The 19,548-nt window shown below is 71.3% G+C and carries 21 protein-coding genes and 1 pseudogene; 17 read left to right on the top strand and 5 right to left on the bottom strand.

All coding sequences use genetic code 11. The features are described 5' to 3' along the window. The first annotated feature begins 20 nt into the window (after positions 1-20). From ACFYZJ_RS00725 to ACFYZJ_RS00715, 3 genes and pseudogenes are all read left to right on the top strand, one after another. A complete protein-coding gene (locus ACFYZJ_RS00725; protein ID WP_388561371.1) occupies positions 21-1,520 on the top strand; it encodes an IucA/IucC family protein in 1,500 nt (499 codons plus the stop codon). A gap of 60 nt (positions 1,521-1,580) precedes the next feature. Further along, positions 1,581-1,880 (top strand): annotated as a pseudogene (locus tag ACFYZJ_RS00720) (superoxide dismutase); the annotation flags it as partial. After that, positions 1,872-2,042 (top strand): sigma factor-like helix-turn-helix DNA-binding protein, encoded by a 171-nt coding sequence (locus ACFYZJ_RS00715; protein ID WP_388562186.1) that lies wholly within the window; start codon positions 1,872-1,874, stop codon positions 2,040-2,042. The pseudogene ACFYZJ_RS00720 and the gene ACFYZJ_RS00715, both read left to right, overlap by 9 nt. Positions 2,043-2,141: 99 nt before the next feature. On the opposite strand, the gene ACFYZJ_RS00710 is transcribed toward ACFYZJ_RS00715, so the two are convergent. Continuing rightward, the gene (locus tag ACFYZJ_RS00710) at positions 2,142-3,074 is read right to left on the bottom strand and encodes a ketopantoate reductase family protein (RefSeq protein WP_388561369.1); all 933 of its coding nucleotides are present in this window, start codon (positions 3,072-3,074) and stop codon (positions 2,142-2,144) included. A 119-nt stretch (positions 3,075-3,193) separates the two neighbouring features. On the opposite strand from ACFYZJ_RS00710, the gene ACFYZJ_RS00705 reads away from it, so the two are divergent. The 5 genes from ACFYZJ_RS00705 (at position 3,194) to ACFYZJ_RS00685 (ending at position 6,349) form a co-directional block, all read left to right on the top strand. Further along, positions 3,194-3,829, top strand: a complete 636-nt coding sequence (locus ACFYZJ_RS00705) for a CGNR zinc finger domain-containing protein (RefSeq protein WP_388561367.1) — start codon at positions 3,194-3,196, stop codon at positions 3,827-3,829. A gap of 113 nt (positions 3,830-3,942) precedes the next feature. After that, on the top strand, positions 3,943-4,422 hold the full coding sequence (locus ACFYZJ_RS00700) for a MarR family winged helix-turn-helix transcriptional regulator (RefSeq protein WP_388561365.1): 480 nt from the start codon (positions 3,943-3,945) through the stop codon (positions 4,420-4,422). Between the two features lie 16 nt (positions 4,423-4,438). Next, positions 4,439-4,894, top strand: a complete 456-nt coding sequence (locus tag ACFYZJ_RS00695) for a MarR family transcriptional regulator (RefSeq protein ID WP_388561363.1) — start codon at positions 4,439-4,441, stop codon at positions 4,892-4,894. A 265-nt stretch (positions 4,895-5,159) separates the two neighbouring features. After that, positions 5,160-6,074 carry a HipA family kinase gene (locus tag ACFYZJ_RS00690; protein ID WP_388561361.1) on the top strand — a complete coding sequence of 305 codons (915 nt, stop codon included), beginning with the start codon at positions 5,160-5,162 and terminating at the stop codon, positions 6,072-6,074. After that, complete coding sequence (locus ACFYZJ_RS00685) at positions 6,071-6,349, top strand: SelT/SelW/SelH family protein (protein WP_388561359.1); 279 nt, start codon at positions 6,071-6,073, stop codon at positions 6,347-6,349. Before ACFYZJ_RS00690 ends, ACFYZJ_RS00685 begins: the two co-directional genes overlap by 4 nt. A gap of 1 nt (position 6,350) precedes the next feature. On the opposite strand, the gene aceB is transcribed toward ACFYZJ_RS00685, so the two are convergent. After that, positions 6,351-7,973, bottom strand: coding sequence for a malate synthase A (aceB, locus tag ACFYZJ_RS00680; RefSeq protein ID WP_388561357.1), 1,623 nt, complete (start codon positions 7,971-7,973; stop codon positions 6,351-6,353). A 204-nt stretch (positions 7,974-8,177) separates the two neighbouring features. Continuing rightward, positions 8,178-8,777, bottom strand: a complete 600-nt coding sequence (locus ACFYZJ_RS00675; RefSeq protein ID WP_388561355.1) for an NTP transferase domain-containing protein — start codon at positions 8,775-8,777, stop codon at positions 8,178-8,180. A 175-nt stretch (positions 8,778-8,952) separates the two neighbouring features. Between ACFYZJ_RS00675 and ACFYZJ_RS00670 the strand changes: the two genes are divergently transcribed. Continuing rightward, positions 8,953-9,270 carry a DUF5955 family protein gene (locus ACFYZJ_RS00670; RefSeq protein WP_388561353.1) on the top strand — a complete coding sequence of 106 codons (318 nt, stop codon included), beginning with the start codon at positions 8,953-8,955 and terminating at the stop codon, positions 9,268-9,270. Between the two features lie 9 nt (positions 9,271-9,279). Here the strand turns inward: ACFYZJ_RS00670 and ACFYZJ_RS00665 are convergent, their stop codons facing one another. Then, positions 9,280-10,074 carry an IclR family transcriptional regulator gene (locus ACFYZJ_RS00665; RefSeq protein ID WP_388561351.1) on the bottom strand — a complete coding sequence of 265 codons (795 nt, stop codon included), beginning with the start codon at positions 10,072-10,074 and terminating at the stop codon, positions 9,280-9,282. Between the two features lie 232 nt (positions 10,075-10,306). Here ACFYZJ_RS00665 and allB point away from each other — a divergent pair, with 232 nt between their 5' ends. From allB to ACFYZJ_RS00645, 4 genes are all read left to right on the top strand, one after another. Then, positions 10,307-11,644, top strand: a complete 1,338-nt coding sequence (gene allB, locus ACFYZJ_RS00660) for an allantoinase AllB (RefSeq protein ID WP_388561349.1) — start codon at positions 10,307-10,309, stop codon at positions 11,642-11,644. 55 nt (positions 11,645-11,699) lie between these two features. Further along, entirely contained in the window at positions 11,700-12,830 is a 1,131-nt protein-coding gene (alc, locus tag ACFYZJ_RS00655) for an allantoicase (RefSeq protein WP_388561347.1), read from the top strand. Between the two features lie 88 nt (positions 12,831-12,918). Then, the gene (locus ACFYZJ_RS00650; protein ID WP_388561345.1) at positions 12,919-13,737 is read left to right on the top strand and encodes an AIM24 family protein; all 819 of its coding nucleotides are present in this window, start codon (positions 12,919-12,921) and stop codon (positions 13,735-13,737) included. Positions 13,738-13,903: 166 nt separating this feature from the next. After that, positions 13,904-14,299, top strand: coding sequence for a ribonuclease domain-containing protein (locus ACFYZJ_RS00645; protein WP_388561343.1), 396 nt, complete (start codon positions 13,904-13,906; stop codon positions 14,297-14,299). Positions 14,300-14,520: 221 nt separating this feature from the next. Here the strand turns inward: ACFYZJ_RS00645 and ACFYZJ_RS00640 are convergent, their stop codons facing one another. Continuing rightward, positions 14,521-15,531: a Gfo/Idh/MocA family oxidoreductase gene (locus ACFYZJ_RS00640; RefSeq protein ID WP_388561341.1), complete on the bottom strand. Its 1,011-nt coding sequence runs from the start codon at positions 15,529-15,531 to the stop codon at positions 14,521-14,523. Between the two features lie 116 nt (positions 15,532-15,647). Between ACFYZJ_RS00640 and ACFYZJ_RS00635 the strand changes: the two genes are divergently transcribed. From ACFYZJ_RS00635 to ACFYZJ_RS00620, 4 genes are all read left to right on the top strand, one after another. Next, positions 15,648-16,397 (top strand): GntR family transcriptional regulator, encoded by a 750-nt coding sequence (locus tag ACFYZJ_RS00635; protein WP_388562185.1) that lies wholly within the window; start codon positions 15,648-15,650, stop codon positions 16,395-16,397. Between the two features lie 167 nt (positions 16,398-16,564). Further along, positions 16,565-17,566, top strand: coding sequence for a sugar ABC transporter substrate-binding protein (locus ACFYZJ_RS00630; RefSeq protein WP_388561339.1), 1,002 nt, complete (start codon positions 16,565-16,567; stop codon positions 17,564-17,566). Continuing rightward, positions 17,563-18,642 (top strand): ABC transporter permease, encoded by a 1,080-nt coding sequence (locus tag ACFYZJ_RS00625; RefSeq protein ID WP_388561337.1) that lies wholly within the window; start codon positions 17,563-17,565, stop codon positions 18,640-18,642. Before ACFYZJ_RS00630 ends, ACFYZJ_RS00625 begins: the two co-directional genes overlap by 4 nt. After that, complete coding sequence (locus ACFYZJ_RS00620; protein ID WP_388561335.1) at positions 18,639-19,436, top strand: ATP-binding cassette domain-containing protein; 798 nt, start codon at positions 18,639-18,641, stop codon at positions 19,434-19,436. Before ACFYZJ_RS00625 ends, ACFYZJ_RS00620 begins: the two co-directional genes overlap by 4 nt. Positions 19,437-19,548: the final 112 nt, after the last annotated feature.

Genomic DNA, 19,548 nt, shown 5'->3' with positions numbered 1-19,548 from the left:
CACTGCACCGTACGGAACGAATGGATCGCATGGACCCCATGCTCCTTGGGGACGACGTCCCCGCGCGCGCCGACGCCCACGCTGCGGCGCCGCTGTTGAACTGCCTGCTCCGGGAGGCGGCCGAGCCCGCCGGCGAGCGGGGCGTCCACCGCCTGCGGGCGGGTGGTCGGCTGCTGCGCGTGCGCGGCACCCGCCGCCCCAGCGATCCCGAGGTGTACGCGGGTGGGGCCTGGCACCCGCTCACCCACGCCGAGCTGGTCAAACTCACCGCCGACGAGCTGCGCCGGGCCACCGGCCTGTCCAACTCCGAACTGCCCGGCGAGATGCTCGACAGCCGGGACGCGGTGGCCGCCATCCTGGCCGCACGCGCCCGCGCGACGGCCCCGGACGACCCGTACGTCCGCTCCGAACAGTCCCTGGTCACCGGACACCCCCACCACCCGGCCCCGAAGGCGCGCGGCGGCGGACCCGTCGCGAGCTGGCTGCCGTACGCCCCCGAGGCGTACGCCCGCTACCCGCTCACCCTTTTGGGTGTACGCGAGGACACGGTCGTCGAGGAGGGCGACACCACGGCGCTGGACGCGCTCGGCACCGCCCCGCGCGGCTACCGGCTGCTGCCCGCCCACCCCTGGCAGCTCGCCCTGGTCGGCGCCCGCCCGGAGATCCGCGAGGCGTTCGAGGACGGGCGCCTGATCCGGCTCGGCGAGACCGCGCGGCCCGTGTGGCCGACGGCGGCCATCCGCACCGTGTACGCCCCCGAGCACGATCTCTTCGTCAAGTTCAGCCTGGACGTGCGGATCACCAACGACATCCGTCGGCTGTGGCGCCACGACCTGCTCAAGCTGCGCCGCACGGACGCGGCGGTGGCGTCCGCGTTCGCCGCGCACCAGGGTCCGGCGGCCTGGCTGAGCGACCGCGGCTGGCGCACGGCCGCCTTCGCCTTCGAGGAACTGGCGGTCCTGGTCCGCGACGGGCTGCGCCCGCACCTGCTGCCCGGCACCACCCCGCTGCTCGCCGCGGCCCTGGTGGAGGGTTTCGACGGCAGCCCGCTCGACGGGCTCACCGACCCCGCCGCCTGGTGGACGGCGTATCTGCGCCAGGTCGTGCCCCCGGCCCTCGAGGCGTTCGAGCGGCACGGTGTCGTCCTCGAGGCGCACCTGCAGAACACCCTGGTCGCGGTGGACGCCACGGGAGCGCCCGTACAGGCCCTGTTCCGGGACGCGGAAGGCGTGAAGCTGCTGACCGACGTGTCCCGCGAGGCGGGCTGGGAGCGGCTGGTGTACTGCCTGGTCGTCAACAACCTCATCGAAGTGGCCGCCCTGCTCTGCGAACGCCACCCCGGCTGGAACCCCTGGCCCCCCGTCCGCGCCGAACTGTCCCGCCACCCCGTCCCCGAGATCCCCGCTCTGCTCGCCTCGCCCACCCTGCCCGGCAAGACCAACCTCCTGCTGCGCTGGACGGGCGCGGACGGCGCGGACGCGCGCTATCTCCCGCTGCCGAATCCGCTGGCCCGCCGCTGACCGCCTGCCTTGGGGTGAGCGGGGCGGGCCGGGATCGGCGGGTGCCGGGTGAGACGACGATCCGGGCACGTCCTGCACTCGTTCTTCTGGCAGAACCTCTCGCCGGACGGCGGTGACCGCCCCGACGGAGCCCTCCCCGACGCCATCGACGAACACCTCGGCGGCTTCGAGCAGTTCAGGAAGCAGCTCACCGTGGCCACCACCTCCGTGCAGGGCTCCGGCTGGGGCGTGCCGGCCTGGGAGCCGCTGGGCCGCCGCCTGATCGTGGAGCAGGTCTACGACCACCACGGGAACGTCGGCCAGGGCACCACCCCGCTGCTGGTCGTCGACGCCTGGGAGCACGCCTATCACCTGCAGTACCATCTGCTGGCTTCGCTGCCCGCCGCCCGTCGGGAGGCGTTCATCCTCACGCAGTTGCTCGGCCTGCCCTACGCGGAGGCGGCCGAGGTCAGCGACTGCCCGATCGGCACGGTCCGCTCCCGAGCGCGCGCGACCCTCATGGACCTGCTGGACGAGGAGTAGAGCGCCGCCGCTCCCGATCCACGGCGGGCGCGGCGCTCGACGGTCGACCCCGCTACGAACAACGACCGGCCCGCCGAGTCGGATGCGTGGACCCGGAGTTCAGACCGCGGCGGTGGGTGTTCCCGACTCGTAGGCGGCAAGCGCGTCGGCCACCGTCCGGTTACGGGGGGTGCTCACGCCGAAGCGCTCGCCGAGTTCGGCCACGCCCCCGCTGAGCCAGGGGAGTTCGAGCCTGTTGCCCTGCGTCAGGTCGTGGTGCATGGAGGATGTCATGGCCGCGGGCAGGGTGTCGCAGAAGGCGAGCCGGTCCTCGGCGTACCCGGCGTCCAGCTGCACCCCCGCGGCCCGGCCGACCGCCACGGCCTCCGCCATCAGGTCGTGGAGGAGCGCCCGGGAGCGGGGGTTGCCGCGGATCACGCCGATGGGCCGCCGCACGACGGAGGTCGCCCCGGACAACCCGACCAGGAAGACGAACTTCTCCCAGATCAGCCGCTCGATGTCGTCGCTGATCTCGGCGTCGATCCCGGCCTCCAGACAGCGGCGCAGAAACTCCTGCAGCACCTCGGAGGCTTGGCCGTCGTACGCGCCGAACACGAGCTTCTGCATGGTCCCGTTGTGCACGACGACCCCCGGCTCCTGGATTGCCGCGGAGATGTAGCAGGCGCCGCCGACGACCGACTCCCTCGGCAGGACCTTGCGCAGGGTCTCGTCCTTGTGGACGCCGTTCTGCAGGGAGATGACCCGGGTGTCGGGGCCGACGACGTGGGTCAGTTGCGCGGCGACGTCTTCGGTGTCCCACAACTTGACGGTTATGAGGACCAGGTCGACCGGACCCAGGTCGGCGATGGTCGGCACCACCGCGTCCGAGGGGACCTGAAGGTCTCCCAAAGGGCTGCGTACGAGCAGGCCGCGTTCGCGGATCGCCGCCAGGTGCCGCCCCCGTGCCACGAATGTGACGTCGTCACCCGCCGCTGCGAGACGGGCGCCGAAATAGCCGCCCACGCCTCCCGCGCCCACGACCGCGATGCGCATGATGCCTGCCTTTCCCCACCGGGTGGCCCGAGTGGTGGTGTGCCGCGGACGGCTCGGCGGAGAGGTCCTCCCCGACACCCCGCGCTTGGTAACCGTCTCATAGGTTACTATGGGGCACCATGGAGGACAGCGCCGGTCACGCACTCGGCACGCGGGTGACCGTCCGACTTCGTGAACTCCGGTTCGATGCAGGCTCGTTGTCACTCAACCTCATCGCGACCCTCGGCCGTCGACCGGTCTCACCGGTCGAGCGCCTCCACGGCGTGGAGCGGTTGCGCAGCTGGTGTGCCGGGGTCGGACTGCTGCTGCGCGACGAGGACGCCACGCCCCGGACCGTCGAGTCCCTGCATGCGCTCCGGGCCGCCGCGTACGACATCACCACGGCAGTCCTGCACGGCCGACGACCGAACCCGGACTCGGTGGAACTCGTCAACCGGCGAGCGCAGGTGGAACCCCCGGCGCCTCGGCTGAGCCTGAGCGCGTCCGGACTCCATGTGGACGAGCGACGTGCGCACCTGTCTGCCGACGCCCTCCAGAGCCTGATCGCCCGGGACCTGGTCGCCCTGCTCGGTGACCCCGCTCGCCGCTCGCGCCTACGCGAGTGTGACTCGGAGACCTGCCGGATGATCTACCTGGACACCGGCCGCGGGAGGCCGCGGCGCTGGTGCTCGATGCAACGATGCGGCAACAGCGCCAAAGCGGCTCGCCACCGGCGCCGTGCGGCCGGCGTGCCGGGCAACTCCGACGGGACTTGATCGGCGCGCGTACCTCCCCCGATCGCCATGGTTTGCGGGACGGCGTCGATGGGCTGGAATTCCCGGCGCCAGAAATAGTAGCCATGGATATAGTAGCCATGTAATCTATCGGCATGAGCAAGGGTTCACCGGGCCCCACGCCCGGTTTCCTGGTGTGGCGGCTCGCCAACAAGTGGCGCGTCGCGGTCGACCGCGCGGTGGCTCCGCTGGGCCTCACCCACGCGCAGTACTCACTGGTCGCGTCGCTGCTCGGCATGCAGCGCGCCGGGGAGCGGCCCAGCCAGCGCAGACTCGCCGACCACACCGGCCTGGAGGCGCTGTACGTCTCGAAGCTGGCGCGCGCCCTGGAGGCGGCCGGTCTGATCCTCCGCACCCGCGATCCCCGCGACCCGCGCGCTGTGCAGCTCTCCCTCACCGAGCAGGGCCAGGCCGTCACGCGGCAGGCCGTCGCGGTGGTCCAGGAACTGCTTCAGCAGTTGCTGGAGCCGCTCGGCGGTCTCGACGCCCCGCGGACGCGTGCGTTCACCGACGAGCTGACGACGCTGCTCGACGCACCTCTCGCTCCATCCCTACCGAACGACGAGAGTTCCTGACTTGGGGGACACCACCATGACCACCGCTGCATCCACCACCGCACCCGTCGCCGACTCCCGCGCTCTCGGCCTGGCCCACTACGCCGCCCGCGGCGTCCTGGAGCAGGTCCTGGCCCGGCACGGGATCACGTTCCAGCAGCAGATCGCCTTGCGGGCCGCCATCACCGCCGACGCCCCGCAGACGCCGGACGATCTCATCACCCAGGTCCGGGGTGCCCTCAAGGCCGATCCGGCCGACCTCCGCGCCACCCTCGACGAGCTGCTGGCCAAGCAGCTGCTCGTCGCGGACGGCGCGCACCTTCGCCCCACGGAGGCGGGGCGCGAGCTGATCGCCGCCGTCGGCGCGGAGACCGCCCCCATCACCGCCCGTATCTGGGGCGGGATACCCGTCGAGGACCTGGCCGCCGCCGGCCGCGTCCTCACCTTGGTCGCCGAGCGGGCCAACGCGGAGCTTGCCGCGCTGAACGCCTGACTGCCCGACCGAGCCGATCATCGATCAGCAGAGCATTCGGCGTCCGTACGACGGGCGGACGCCGGCCCGGCCCCCTGCGCAGCCGGGCCGGCGTTGCACGGGCGCGGTGGCTCGGACACTCCCCGCCGGATGTCACTCTCGGTTACTATGCTCACTTCATGCCGGAGGCCGGAAACAAGGGGCGCAGCGCAGGCGGTTGCCTGAGCTGCACCCGTTTGGGGTTTGCCATGGATTGCAAGGCGAACGAGTTGTGGAGCCTTGGAGAATGCTGAGGGAGGTTACTGCAACCCGCTACGTCGCACCCCTGCGCTCCGGCGGCTCCGTGCCCGGAGTCGTGGAGGCCGACGACCTGGGCACCTACGTGGTGAAGTTCACCGGCTCCGCACAGGGCACGAAGGCCCTGGTCGCCGAGGTGATCGTGGGCGAGCTGGGGCGCCGCCTCGGGCTGCGCGTCCCGGAGCTTGTCCTCGCCCACTTCGACCCCGCGATCGGCGCGCACGAACCGCACCAGGAGGTGCGCGACCTGCTGAACGCGAGCCCCGGCCTCAACCTCGGCATGGACCACCTGCCCGGGGCCCGGGACTTCACCCCCGAGGTCGCCGAGGTCTTCCCCGTCGACCCGGTGGAGGCCGGCCGGATCATCTGGCTCGACGCGCTGACCGTGAACGTGGACCGCACGGTGCACAGTTCCAACCTCATGGTCTGGCCGACCCTGGGCGTCGCGCCCCCGCGGCTGTGGCTGATCGACCACGGTGCCGCGCTGGTCTTCCACCACCGCTGGGACGCCTCCGCACCCGAGAAGGCCTACGACTTCCGCCACCACGCCCTCGGCCACTTCGCCCCGGACATGCGGGCCGCGGAGGACGCCCTCGCGCCGCTCGTGACCGAGGAACTGCTGCGCGAGGTCACCGAGGAGGTACCGGACGCCTGGCTGACGGGCGAGCCGGGCTTCGCCGCGCCCGGCGACGTCCGTGACGCCTACGTGGACTACCTCTCGGCCCGGGTCAAGGCGTCCGCGGCATGGCTGCCCACCGACTTCCCCTCGCCGCAGGAGCGCGCCGCCGAGGAGGCCCGGCGTGCGGCGCGGACACAGCAAGGCCGGCCCAACTGGCTGAAGCGGGTCCCGGACCTGCACGGCAAACCGGCCGCGGAACAGGATTGGTCGGTGCACCTGGGATGACACACCGCGTCCAGATCGAGTACTGCACCCGGTGCCGCTGGCTGCCACGGGCGGCCTGGCTGGCGCAGGAACTGCTGACCACGTTCGAGGCGGAGCTGAGCGAGCTGTCGCTCAAGCCCGGTACGGGTGGCGTGTTCGTCGTGCGGGTGAACGACGAGGTGGTGTGGGACCGGCGCGAGCAGGGCTTCCCGGAGCCGACGGCCGTGAAGCAGCTCGTACGCGACCGGGTGGCCCCGGGCAAGCCCCTGGGCCACTCGGAACGTTCCGCCGAGTGAGTCAGCCGGCGAGCTGCTCGTAGGCCGGAATCGTGAGGAAGTCCGCGTAGTCCTCGTCCAGGGCGACCTTCAGCAGCAGGTCGTGGGCCTGCTGCCAGTTGCCCGCCGCGAAGGCCTCCTCGCCGAGCTGCGCCCTGATGTTCCGCAGTTCCTCCGCGGCGACCTCGCGGGCCAGGTCGGCGGTGACGCGCTCGCCGTTGTCGAGGACGACCCCCGCGTTGATCCACTGCCAGATCTGCGAGCGGGAGATCTCGGCGGTGGCCGCGTCCTCCATCAGATTGAAGATGGCGACCGCGCCGAGGCCGCGCAGCCAGGCCTCGATGTAACGGATGCCGACCTGGACGGCGTTGACGAGCCCCGCGTACGTCGGCCTGGCGTCGAGGGAGTCGATGGCGATCAGGTCGGCCGCCTTGACGTCGACGTCCTCGCGCAGCCGGTCCTTCTGGTTCGGCCTGTCACCGAGGACCTTGTCGAAGGACTCCATCGCGATCGGCACCAGGTCCGGGTGGGCGACCCAGGAGCCGTCGAAGCCGTCGTTCGCCTCGCGGTCCTTGTCGGCGCGGACCTTCTCGAAGGCGACCTTGTTCACCTCCGGGTCCTTGCGGGAGGGGATGAAGGCCGCCATGCCGCCGATCGCGTGGGCGCCGCGCTTGTGGCAGGTGCGGACCAGGAGTTCGGTGTACGCGCGCATGAACGGGGCCGTCATCGTCACCGCGTTGCGGTCCGGGAGGACGAACTTCGGCCCACCGTCACGGAAGTTCTTCACGATGGAGAACAGGTAGTCCCAGCGGCCCGCGTTCAACCCGGAGGCGTGGTCGCGCAGTTCGTAGAGGATCTCCTCCATCTCGTACGCCGCCGTGATCGTCTCGATCAGGACCGTGGCGCGGATGGTGCCCTGCGGGATGCCGACGTGGTCCTGGGCGAAGACGAACACGTCGTTCCAGAGGCGCGCCTCCAGGTGCGATTCGGTCTTGGGCAGGTAGAAGTACGGGCCCTTGCCGAGGTCGAGCAGGCGCTGCGCGTTGTGGAAGAAGTACAGGCCGAAGTCGACGAAGGCGCCCGGGACCTGCTCCCCGTCGACCTGGAGGTGACGCTCGTTCAGGTGCCAGCCGCGCGGGCGCATGACGACCGTCGCCAGTTCCTCGTTCGGGCGCAGGGCGTACGACTTGCCGGTCGCCGGATCGGTGAAGTCGATGTTCCGGCTGTAGGCGTCGATCAGGTTGAGCTGGCCGAGGACCACGTTCTCCCAGGTGGGCGCGGAGGCGTCCTCGAAGTCCGCGAGCCACACCCTGGCGCCCGAGTTGAGGGCGTTGATGGTCATCTTGCGGTCGGTCGGACCGGTGATCTCGACGCGGCGGTCGTTCAGTGCGTCCGGTGTGGGGGCCACCCTCCAGCTCTCGTCCGCGCGGATCGCGGCGGTCTCGGGCAGGAAGTCCAGCGTGGAGGTGCGGGCGATCTCGGCGCGGCGCTCCGCGCGGCGGGCCAGCAGCTCGTCGCGGCGCGGCGTGAACCGCCGGTGCAGCTCGGCCACGAAGGCGAGCGCCGCATCGGTGAGGACCTCCTCCTGCCGGGGCAGGGGCTCGGCGTCGACGACGGCCGCCGGGGACGGCGCTGGTGCGGACATGAGGCTGTCACTTCCTTCGGCGAGCTGGCATGAGGGCGTCGCGGCACCGCGTGCCAGGGGCCCCGTACGCGGTCGGCGGCGCCTGGGGGAGCGGTCGAGCGCTTCTGATCAGTGGATACTAGTTTCCTCATAGTGGAAGTTCAATGGTTTGTTGATGTCGAGATTCTCCGGGTCGAGGCAAGGTGGCGCTCGGTGCCATTGCGCTCACTCAAGGTGCACCAGGTCCGCCGCCGTGTCGATGTCGTACGCCTGTGCCACATCCCCGCACTCGACGAGTGTGATCACGTCGTCGTGCGCCTTCAGATAGGCGCGTGCCCCACGGTCGCCGGTCGCGGCCTGTGCGACACCGGCCCAGTGGGCCGAGCCGAGCAGGACCGGATGCCCGCGCACCCCCTCGTACGCGGCCGACGCCAGCGACTCCTCGTCGTGGAACGCGGAGAGCACGCGAGCCACCGCCTCCGGCCCGATACCGGGCTGGTCGACGAGCAGGACCAGGGCCGCCCGCACGCCCGTCCCGGCGAGCGACGCCAGCCCGGCGCGCAGCGAGGAGCCCATGCCCTGCTCCCAGTCAGGGTTGTCCACCGGCACGCAGCCGGTGAGGTCCGCGCGCTCCCGTACGAGGATGGCCGCCGCCCCCAGCACCACATGGACGCGGCCGCACCCTGCCGCGCGCAGGACCCCCACCGTGTGCTCCACCAGCGGCCGCCCCCGGTGTTCGAGCAGCGCCTTCGGCTGCCCGCCGAGCCGCCGTCCGCCCCCTGCCGCAAGCACCAGTCCGGCGATCCGCCCTTCGTTTCCCGTCATACCTCCTCCATACCTGACCCGGCGTCGACCGCGCGGTTTCCGGGGGCTGAATTTCGGTCCACACGGTGGCGCCCGGCGCGCCCGGTGGCGTTTACTGGCCCGCGTCCCCGGCGCCCGACCAAGCCCGGGGCACCGGGGGGCGTACGAGCACAGCGGCGTTTCGAGGGGGATGGCTGTGGTGCGGAGCTTGGGGCAGAGGCCGGTGACCAGCAGCGAAGAGGATCCGAGGGTGGCGGAACTGCGGACCGCCGTGTCCCGGCTGCGCCGTGAACTCGCCGCACACCCCGCGGAGTTCCCCGACCGGACGGTAGCCGAGGACGAGCTGGCCGCGCTCGCCGCGATGGCCGCGGGCGGCGTTCCCGAGATCCCCCGCCTGCGTCGCTCCCTGCTGCTGATCGCGGGAGCGATCGGCTCCGTCAGCGCCTTGACGGGCGGTTTCACGGAGGTCCGCAAGGCGGTGGAACTGTTCGGTGACTCGCCGCGCGGCTCGTGATCGATACGCTCAGGACGCGGCCGTCAGCGCCCGGGACAGTTCCGCCGCCACCTGCTGGAGCACCGGCACGATCCGTTCCGTCGCCGCCTCGGTGACCCGGCCCGCCGGTCCCGAGATGGAGATCGCCGCCGCCGTCGGGGCCTGAGGCACGGACACCGCGAGGCACCGGACCCCTATCTCCTGCTCGTTGTCGTCGACCGCGTACCCGAGCCTGCGCACCTCCTCCAGTGCGGCGAGGAAAGCCTCCGGCGTGGTGATCGTCTTCTCGGTCGCGGCCGGCATGCCCGTACGGGCCAGCAGGGCGCGTACCTCGTCGTCCGGCGTGTTCGCGAGCAGCGCCTTGCCCACGCCGGTGGAGTGCGGCAGCACCCTCCGGCCCACCTCGGTGAACATCCGCATCGAGTGCTTGGAGGGCACCTGTGCCACGTACACGATCTCGTCCCCGTCGAGCAGCGCCATGTTCGCGGTCTCGCCGGTCTCCTCCACCAGGCGCGCCAGATGCGGCCGGGCCCAGGTGCCGAGCAGCCGGGACGCCGACTCGCCGAGCCGGATCAGCCGGGGGCCGAGCGCATAGCGGCGGTTGGGCTGCTGGCGTACGTACCCGCAGGCCACCAGGGTGCGCATCAGGCGGTGGATGGTGGGCAGCGGCAGCCCGCTGCTGGCGGACAGCTCGCTCAGGCCCACCTCGCCGCCTGCGTCCGCCATCCGCTCCAGCAGGTCGAAGGCGCGCTCGAGGGACTGGACACCACCGCTCGCGGCGGACTTGGCGGGGGTGTCGCTGGCGCTGGACGTCGACCTCGGCACGGCGCGTTCCTTTCGACTGTCTTCTGCTCTTCGGAATTTTAATTCCGCTACATGGAAACGTCCAGGGTTGGCCGGAACCGGTGCGCCGAGGAGTCAGGAGGCATTGTGCCCTTGACGGCGCGGGGGCGGGAGGGAAGACTCCTTCAACAGAACGTTGAATTCCGTTACGCGGATGTAAATCCCGCCATCCGGAAGGCAGTCGCGAACAGGACGACGACAGAGAGGGGCCCGGGTGTCCGACGCTGAACTGGTGCTGCGCTCCACGCGCGTCATCACCCCCGACGGCACACGCGCGGCGTCGGTCGTGGTCGCCGGGGGCACGATCACCGACGTCCTGCCCCATGACGCCCCCGTACCGGCCGGGGCCCGCCTGGAGGACCTGGGCGACGACGTCCTGCTGCCCGGCCTCGTCGACACCCACGTGCACGTCAACGACCCGGGCCGCACCGAGTGGGAGGGCTTCTGGACCGCGACCCGCGCGGCGGCGGCCGGCGGCATCACCACCCTGATCGACATGCCGCTCAACTCCGTCCCGCCGACCACGACGGTCGACCACCTGCGCACCAAGCAGAAGGTCGCGGCCGACAAGGCCCACATCGACATCGGTTTCTGGGGCGGCGCGCTGCCCGACAACACCGAGGACCTCAGGCCGCTGCACGACGCGGGCGTCTTCGGCTTCAAGGCGTTCCTGTCGCCCTCGGGCGTCGACGAGTTCCCGCACCTCCACCAGGAGCAACTGACCCGTTCCCTGGCCGAGATCGCCGGTTTCGACGGGCTGCTGATCGTGCACGCGGAAGACCCGCGCCACCTCGCCACCGCCCCGCAACAGGGCGGCCCCCGGTACGCGGACTTCCTCGCCTCCCGTCCCCGGCGCGCGGAGGACACCGCCATCGCGCACCTCATCGCCCAGGCGAAACGGTTCCACGCGCGCGTGCACGTGCTGCACCTCTCCTCCGGCGACGCGCTGCCGCTGATCGCCGCCGCCAAGGCGGAGGGCGTACGGGTCACGGTGGAGACCTGCCCGCACTACCTCACCCTGACGGCCGAGGAAGTCCCCGACGGGGCCAGCGAGTTCAAGTGCTGCCCGCCCATCCGCGAGGCAGCCAACCAGGACCTGCTGTGGCAGGCACTGGCGGACGGGACGATCGACTGCGTCGTCACCGACCACTCCCCGTCGACGGCCGACCTGAAGACCGACGACTTCGCCACCGCCTGGGGCGGCATCTCGGGCCTGCAACTGAGCCTGGCGGCGGTGTGGACCGAGGCGCGCAAGCGGGGGCACGGCCTCGAGGACGTGGTCCGCTGGATGTCCGAGCGCACGGCGGCCCTCGTGGGCCTGGACCGCAAGGGCGCCATCGAGCCCGGCCGTGACGCCGACTTCGCCGTGCTCGCGCCCGAGCGGACGTTCACCGTGGACCCGGAGGCCCTCCAGCACCGCAACCCGGTCACCGCGTACGCGGGCAGGACCCTGTACGGCGTCGTCAGGTCCACCTGGCTGCGCGGCGAACGCATCGTCTCGGACGGCGAGTTCACCGAACCCAAGGGACGACTGCTCCGCCGAGCCGACTGAACCGCATCGACTCCCGCGCCCGCAGCGGCGGCACCGAAAGGAAGAACTGATCATCGTGACGGCGCAGCATCAACCAGGTCGGTCGACCTTCACCGGCGACGCGGAGCCCTACCGGGGCGGCGACCCGTACGCGGACTACCGCACCGCCGACTTCCCCTTCACCCGGTACGCCGACCTCGCCGACCGCCGCCTCGGGGCCGGGGTCATCGCCGCCAACGACGAGTTCTTCGCCGAGCGCGAGAACCTTCTGGTGCCCGAGCGCGCCGCGTTCGACCCCGAGCACTTCGGGCACAAGGGCAAGATCATGGACGGCTGGGAGACGCGCCGCCGCCGCGGCGCCTCGGCCGGGCACCCGTGGCCCACGGAGGACGACCACGACTGGGCGCTGGTACGCCTCGGCGCGCCCGGCGTCGTACGGGGCATCGTCGTCGACACCGCCCACTTCCGGGGCAACTACCCGCAGGCGGTCTCCGTCGAGGGAACGTCGGTCGCCGGCTCCCCGTCACCGGAGGAACTGCTCGGTGGCGACGTGAAGTGGACGACGCTGGTGCCGCGCAACCCGGTCGGCGGCCACGCGGCCAACGGCTTCCCGGTGGACGTGGAGCAGCGCTTCACCCACCTGAGGCTCAAACAGCACCCCGACGGGGGCATCGCGCGCCTGCGTGTGTACGGCGAGGTGGTGCCGGACCCGGCGTGGCTGGAGGCGCTCGGCACCTTCGACGTGGTGGCCCTGGAGAACGGGGGCCAGGTGGAGGACGCCTCCGACCTCTTCTACTCGCCCGCCACCAACACCATCCGGCCGGGCCGCTCCCGGAAGATGGACGACGGCTGGGAGACACGGCGCCGTCGCGACCGGGGCCACGACTGGATCCGCTACCGACTGGCGGCGCAGGCACGGATCCGGGCGATCGAGATCGACACGGCGTATCTGAAGGGCAACGCGGCGGGCTGGGCGTCGGTCTCCGTCAAGGACGGCGAGGACGGCGACTGGCACGAGATCCTCCCGCGCACCCGCCTCCAGCCCGACACCAACCACCGCTTCGCCCTCCCGGCCCCGGCGATCGGCACGCACGCGCGCGTGGACATCTATCCGGACGGCGGCATCTCCCGCCTGCGCCTGCACGGCTCCCTGACCGAGGAGGGAGCGAACCGGCTGGCGGCACGCCACCAGGAGCTGGGCGGCTGACACCCACGCCACGCGCGGGAGAGGCGGCGAAAGGGCACCGTCCTTGCCCGGTCGGAACTCTTCGGCCGCTCCGTCGCGTTCTCCTCGCGTGACTCTTCAGCAAGAAATCGTCGGCAACGCCATGCAGATGGCGGTCGTCAACCTGCACCCGGGCCAGACCGTGTACTGCGAGGCGGGCAAGTTCCTCTTCAAGACCGCGAACGTCACCATGGAGACCCGCCTGTCCGGCCCGTCGAACGGCGCCGGCCAGCCGCAGGGCGGAGCCGGTGGCGGTGGCATGGGCGGCTTCCTGCGCCAGGCCATGGGCACCGCCATGCAGGTCGGCCAGCGCGCCCTCGCGGGCGAGTCGCTGGCGTTCCAGTACTTCACGGCGCAGGGCGGCGAGGGCACGGTCGGCTTCGCGGGCGTGCTGCCCGGCGAGATGCGGGCGCTGGAACTCGACGGCACGCGCGCCTGGTTCGCCGAGAAGGACGCCTTCGTGGCCGCCGAGTCGACCGTCGACTTCGGTATCGCCTTCGCCGGCGGGCGCACCGGCATGAGTGGCGGCGAGGGCTTCATCCTGGAGAAGTTCACGGGGCACGGCACCGTGATCATCGCCGGGGCGGGCAACTTCATCGACCTCAACCCGGCCGACTTCGGCGGCCGCATCGAGGTCGACACCGGCTGCGTCGTCGCCTTCGAGGAGGGCATCCAGTACGGCGTCCAGCGCGTCGGCGGCCTCAACCGCCAGGGGATCATGAACATGGTCTTCGGTGGCGAGGGCCTGTCCCTGGCCACCCTGGAGGGCAACGGCCGTGTGATCCTGCAGTCCCTCACCATCGAGAGCCTCGCCAACGCCCTGAAGAAGGCGCAGGGAGGCGACAAGCAGGGACCGACCGGCGGACTGTTCTCGACGCACGCGGGGTGAGCGCTCCGGGCGGACGACCGGCCGATCGCGCCCCGCAACCGCCCGGTGCCGGGCCGCCCGCACCGGGCGCGGCAGGTTAACTCGCCGAAAACAAATGGCACTTGAGCGGGAAAATCTGGCTTGTTGTCATTGACATGCCATGGTCTACGCGCGTCATCATGCCGCCATGAGAACCCCCACACGCGCCACCCGAATCGGCGCCGCAGCCGCGCTCCTGTCCGCCCTCCTCCTGGGCGGCACCGTCTCCGCCACCACGGCGGACGCCGCCGCCACCTCGGTCGGCAGCATCTGCTACAGCAACCTGCCGTCCCAGGCCTACGACACCCTGGACCTGATCGACCAGGGCGGCCCCTTCCCGTACTCGCAGGACGGCAGCGTCTTCTCCAACCGCGAAGGCGTGCTCCCCAGCCAGTCCTACGGCTACTACCACGAGTACACCGTCAAGACGCCCGGCTCCTCGACGCGCGGTGCCCGCCGCATCGTCACGGGCGAGGAGTACCAGGAGGACTACTACACCTCGGACCACTACGCCACGTTCGACCTGATCGACTTCGGCTGCTGACCGAACGCTCGCCCTCCCTCGCCCCGCGGACCCGCCCTCCCCAGCGGCCGCGGGGCGAGCCGCATCGCGCGGGCCGCCCCGACGCGCCGTGCGCGACCAGGTGGCTGCCGGGGATCCTGACGCGAGGAGTGGGAAGCCTGCCCGCTGCGGTGGCGGCGCACGGCGGCGGCGGACGTACGCCAGCCGGTGCCGCGACCGAGCCCCTGGCCCTCGGACCTTGGTCAGCCGCGGGCGCCGGGGATCTCGCCGAGATGCACCGGCCGGCGCTCCCGGCGGGACAGTTCGCAGGCCTCCGCGATGCGCAGGGCCTGCAGTGCCTCGCCGCCGTCGCAGGGGTTGGCGCGCTCGCCACGCACCACCTCGACGAACGCGGCGACCTCGGCCTCGTACGCGGGCGCGAACCGATCCAGGAACCCCGTCCACGGCTTGTCCGCGGGCGGCGGACCGGCGGGTTCGGTGGACGCGATCGGCGTACGGTCGTCCAGGCCCACCGCGACCGTGTCCAACTCCCCCGCCAGCTCCATGCGCACGTCGTAGCCGGCACCGTTCGTACGCGTCGCCGTGACCGTGGCGAGTGTGCCGTCCTCCAGTGTGAGCACGGCCGCCGCCGTGTCGGCGTCGTTCGCCTCCCGGTACATCGCCCCGCCCGCGTCGGACCCGGTCGCGTACACCTCGACCACCTCGCGGCCGGTCACCCAGCGCAGGATGTCGAAGTCGTGGATGAGGCAGTCCCGGAAGATGCCACCGGAGACCGGCAGATACGCGGCCGGCGGCGGTGCCTGGTCGGCCGTCAGCGCGCGGACCGTGTGCAGCCGTCCCAGCCGGCCCGAGCGTACGACCTCCCGCGCGGCCGTGTATCCCGCGTCGAACCGACGCTGGAAGCCCATCTGCAGCACCGTCCCGGCGGCGTCGACCTCGGCGAGCGCGGCCAGTGTGCCCGGCAGGTCCACCGCGATCGGCTTCTCGCAGAACACGGGCAGCCCGGAACGCGCCGCCCGGCCGATCAGCTCGGCGTGCGCCGCGGTCGCCGCGGTGATCACCACGGCGTCCACGCCCCAGGTGAAGATCTCGTCCACGCCGGGCGCCGCCGTCTCGCTCAGCCGGTCCGCCAGCTGACGGGCCCGGGCCGTGTCGACGTCGGTGATGATGAGCGAACCCACGTCACGGTGACGGCTCAGCGAGGTCGCATGGTATGTCCCGATACGACCCGCTCCGATGAGTCCGATGCGCATGCGACCAACGTGGGGGTGTACCCCCCGCCATGTCAATGCTTTGTCCGGACAACCGGACTACACAACTTCCCGTCAACAAGCGCCGGAGCTACGCTCGCCCCGTGCCGAAACCAGATGTGGACCCCACCGTCCCGCTCCAGCTCAGCGTCGACCGGAGCAGTCCGGTGCCGCTCTATTTCCAGCTGGCCCAGCAGCTGGAGGCCGCGATCGAGCACGGCGAGCTGACGCCGGGCAGCCTGCTGGGAAACGAGATCGAGCTGGCCGGGCGGCTCGGCCTGTCCCGGCCCACGGTCCGGCAGGCCATACAGTCCCTCGTCGACAAGGGCCTGCTCGTGCGCCGTCGCGGCGTCGGCACCCAGGTCGTGCACAGCCAGGTCAAACGCGGCCTGGAGCTGAGCAGCCTCTACGACGACCTGGAGGCGGCCGGGCAGCGCCCCGCGACCCGGGTCCTCGTCAACACCTTCGCGCCCGCCTCCGCCCAGGTCGCCGCCGCGCTCGGCGTCCCCGAGGGCATGGAGGTGCACCAGGTCGAACGGCTGCGCCTCGCGCACGGCGAGCCGATGGCCCATCTGTGCAACTACCTGCCGACCGGCCTGCTCGACCTGAACAGCGACCAGCTGGAGGCCACCGGCCTCTACCGGCTGATGCGCGCCGCCGGCATCACCCTGCACAGCGCCCGGCAGTCCATCGGGGCCCGCGCCGCAGGGCGGGTCGAGGGCGAACGTCTCGAAGAGCCCGAGGGCGCCCCCCTGCTCACGATGCAGCGCACCACGTTCGACGACACGGGCCGCGCCGTGGAGTTCGGCACACACACCTACCGCGCCTCCCGCTACTCGTTCGAGTTCCAGTTGCTCGTACGCTCCTGAACCGCCGGGCGCGCGGTGCCCCGCCTCCCCGCCCACACTCGTGCCCCTCCCTCTTCCGGGCCCCGTCCCTGCCCGTACCAGGCCCTGACCTGCGGCGTCGATCAGCGGTCGGCGATACTTGGTCGATCCAAGCAACTGCAGGAACCATGCAAGAAGGGCACGGCCACGTGGCACGGACCAGAACCTGGGCAACCATCGCGCTCGCAGGAGCGCTCGGCCTCTCGCTAGCGGGGTGCAGCAGCCACGGCGGCAAGCGTGCCGAGGACGCCCGCGAGGCCGCGGCCCAGGGCAGGGCAGCGGTGAGCACACCCCGCTGGACCTTCGCGATGATCACTCACTCGGGTGATGGCGACACCTTCTGGGACATCGTGCAGAGCGGCGCCAAGCAGGCCGCCGCCAAGGACAACATCGACTTCCTCTACTCGCACAGCGCCGAGGCGCAGCAGCAGGCGCAGCTCGTCGACGCCGCCGTCGACCAGAAAGTGGACGGCATCATCGTCACCCTGGCCAAGCCCGACGCGCTGAAGTCCGCCGTCACCCGGGCGGAGAAGGCCGGTATCCCGGTCGTCACCGTCAACTCCGGGTCCGCCGAGTCCAAGGCGTTCGGCGCGATCGCCCACATCGGCCAGGACGAGACCGTCGCGGGCGAGGCCGTCGGCGACGAGCTCAACAGGCGCGGCAGGAAGAAGGTCCTGTGCGTACTGCACGAGCAGGGCAACGTCGGCCACGAACAGCGCTGCGCGGGCGTGCGGAAGACCTTCCACGGCACCGTGGAGAACCTCTACGTCAACGGCACGAACATGCCCGACGTGCAGTCCGCCGTCGGGGCCCGGCTCCAGGCGGACCCCTCCGTCGACGCGGTCGTCACCCTTGGCGCCCCCTACGCCGACACCGCGGTGAAGGCCAAGGCCGATGCCGGCAGCCGGGCGGAGATCGACACCTTCGACCTCGACGCGAAGGTGGCGGGCGAGCTGAAGGACGGAACCCTGGGCTTCGCCGTCGACCAGCAGCCCTACCTCCAGGGCTACGAGGCGGTCGACCAGCTCTGGCTCCACAGGTACAACGCGAACGCCCTCGGCGGTGGCAAGCCGGTCCTGACCGGGCCGCAGATCGTCACCAAGGACGAGGCCGCCACCCTTGAGCAGTACACGAAGCGGGGAACCCGATGACCGCCGGCGCACCGGCCTCCGCGCCGCAGCACGACGCAGAACCGCGCCCCGACCGCCGGCGGGACGAACGGCTGCTGACGACCTCGCCGCTGAAGAAACTCCTCGGCCGGCCCGAGCTGGGCTCGGTGGTCGGCGCTCTCGCCGTCTTCCTCTTCTTCTCCATCGCGGCCGACGGTTTCCTGCGCGCCTCCAGCCTCAGCACGGTCCTGTACGCGGCCTCGACGATCGGCATCATGGCTGTCCCGGTCGCGCTGCTGATGATCGGCGGCGAGTTCGACCTGTCCGCGGGCGTCCTGGTGACGTTCTCCGCGCTGGTCTCGTCGATGTTCAGCTACCGGATGACCGCGAACGTCTGGGTCGGCGTCGGGGTGTCCCTGCTGGTCACCCTGGCGGTCGGCGCCTTCAACGGCATCATGCTGAGCCGGACGGGACTGCCGAGCTTCATCGTCACGCTCGGTACGTTCCTGATGCTCACCGGCATGAACCTCGGCTTCACCAAGCTGATCAGCGGCACGGTCTCCACCAGGTCGATCTCCGACATGGACGGCTTCACCTCGGCGCGGGCCGTGTTCGCCTCCACGCTCACCCTCGGCGGCGTCGACTTCAAGGTCACCATCCTGTGGTGGTTCGCCCTGGTCGCGCTGGCCTCCTGGATCCTGCTGCGCACCCGCGCCGGCAACTGGATCTTCGCGGTCGGCGGCAACAAGGACGCGGCCCGCGCGGTCGGTGTCCCGGTCACGAGGACGAAGACCGGCCTGTACATGGGTGTGGCGCTCGGCGCCTGGATCTCCGGGCAGCACCTGCTGTTCTCGTACGACGTCGTGCAGTCCGGGGAGGGTGTCGGCAACGAGCTGATCTACATCATCGCCGCCGTCATCGGCGGCTGCCTGATCACCGGCGGCCACGGGTCCGCGGTCGGCTCGGCGGTCGGTGCCCTCATCTTCGGCATGACCAGCAAGGGCATCGTCTTCGCCGAGTGGAACCCCGACTGGTTCAAGTTCTTCCTCGGAGCGATGCTGCTCCTCGCGACCCTGCTCAACGCCTGGGTCCGCAAGCGTGCGGAGGCCACCAAGTGACGACAAGGACCGCAACGCGTACGGCACTCGTGGAACTGTCCGGCGTCGGCAAGCGCTACGGCAACGTCCGCGCCCTCGAAGGCGTGTCCCTGGAGGTCCACGCGGGCGAGATCACCTGCGTCCTCGGGGACAACGGCGCGGGCAAGTCCACCCTGATCAAGATCATCGCCGGGCTGCACCGGCATGACGACGGTCTGCTGCGCATCGACGGCGAGGCGACCCGTCTGTCCTCGCCCCGCGAGGCCCTGGACCACGGCATCGCCACCGTCCACCAGGACCTGGCCGTCGTGGGCCTGATGCCGGTGTGGCGGAACTTCTTCCTCGGCTCCGAGCCCCGCAGGGGCAGGGGACCCTTCAAGCGCCTGGATGTCGACTTCATGCGGCGCACCACGCGCGAGGAACTGCTGCGGATGGGCATTGACCTGCGTGACGTCGACCAGCCCATCGGGACCCTGTCGGGCGGTGAACGCCAGTGCGTGGCGATCGCCCGCGCGGTGCACTTCGGTGCGAAGGTCCTCGTCCTGGACGAGCCGACGGCCGCACTGGGCGTCAAACAGTCGGGAGTGGTCCTCAAATATGTGGCCGCCGCACGGGACGCGGGTCTGGGTGTTGTCTTCATCACCCACAATCCCCACCACGCGTACCTGGTGGGCGACCGGTTCGCCCTCCTCAAGCGCGGCACGATGATCGCCCACCATGTGCGTGAGGAGATCACCCTGGAGGAGCTGACACGCCAGATGGCGGGTGGTGAGGAGCTGGACGACCTACGCCACGAGTTGGAGCGCACCCCGTAAGCGCGCCGCGTTGAACCCGCCGCGTTGAAGGCGCCGTAGGGGGCGCTCCTGTGGGGGAGGGGTCCCGGGCCCCAGGGCGGCGAAGGGGCCCACGGTGCAGGCCAACGCGCGC

Origin of the sequence: Streptomyces sp. NPDC001848 (assembly GCF_042891915.1) — a bacterium.
GTDB lineage: Bacteria > Actinomycetota > Actinomycetes > Streptomycetales > Streptomycetaceae > Streptomyces.
The sequence above is the reverse complement of the archived record's forward strand: the minus strand, read 5'-3'. Positions and strand labels throughout refer to the sequence as shown.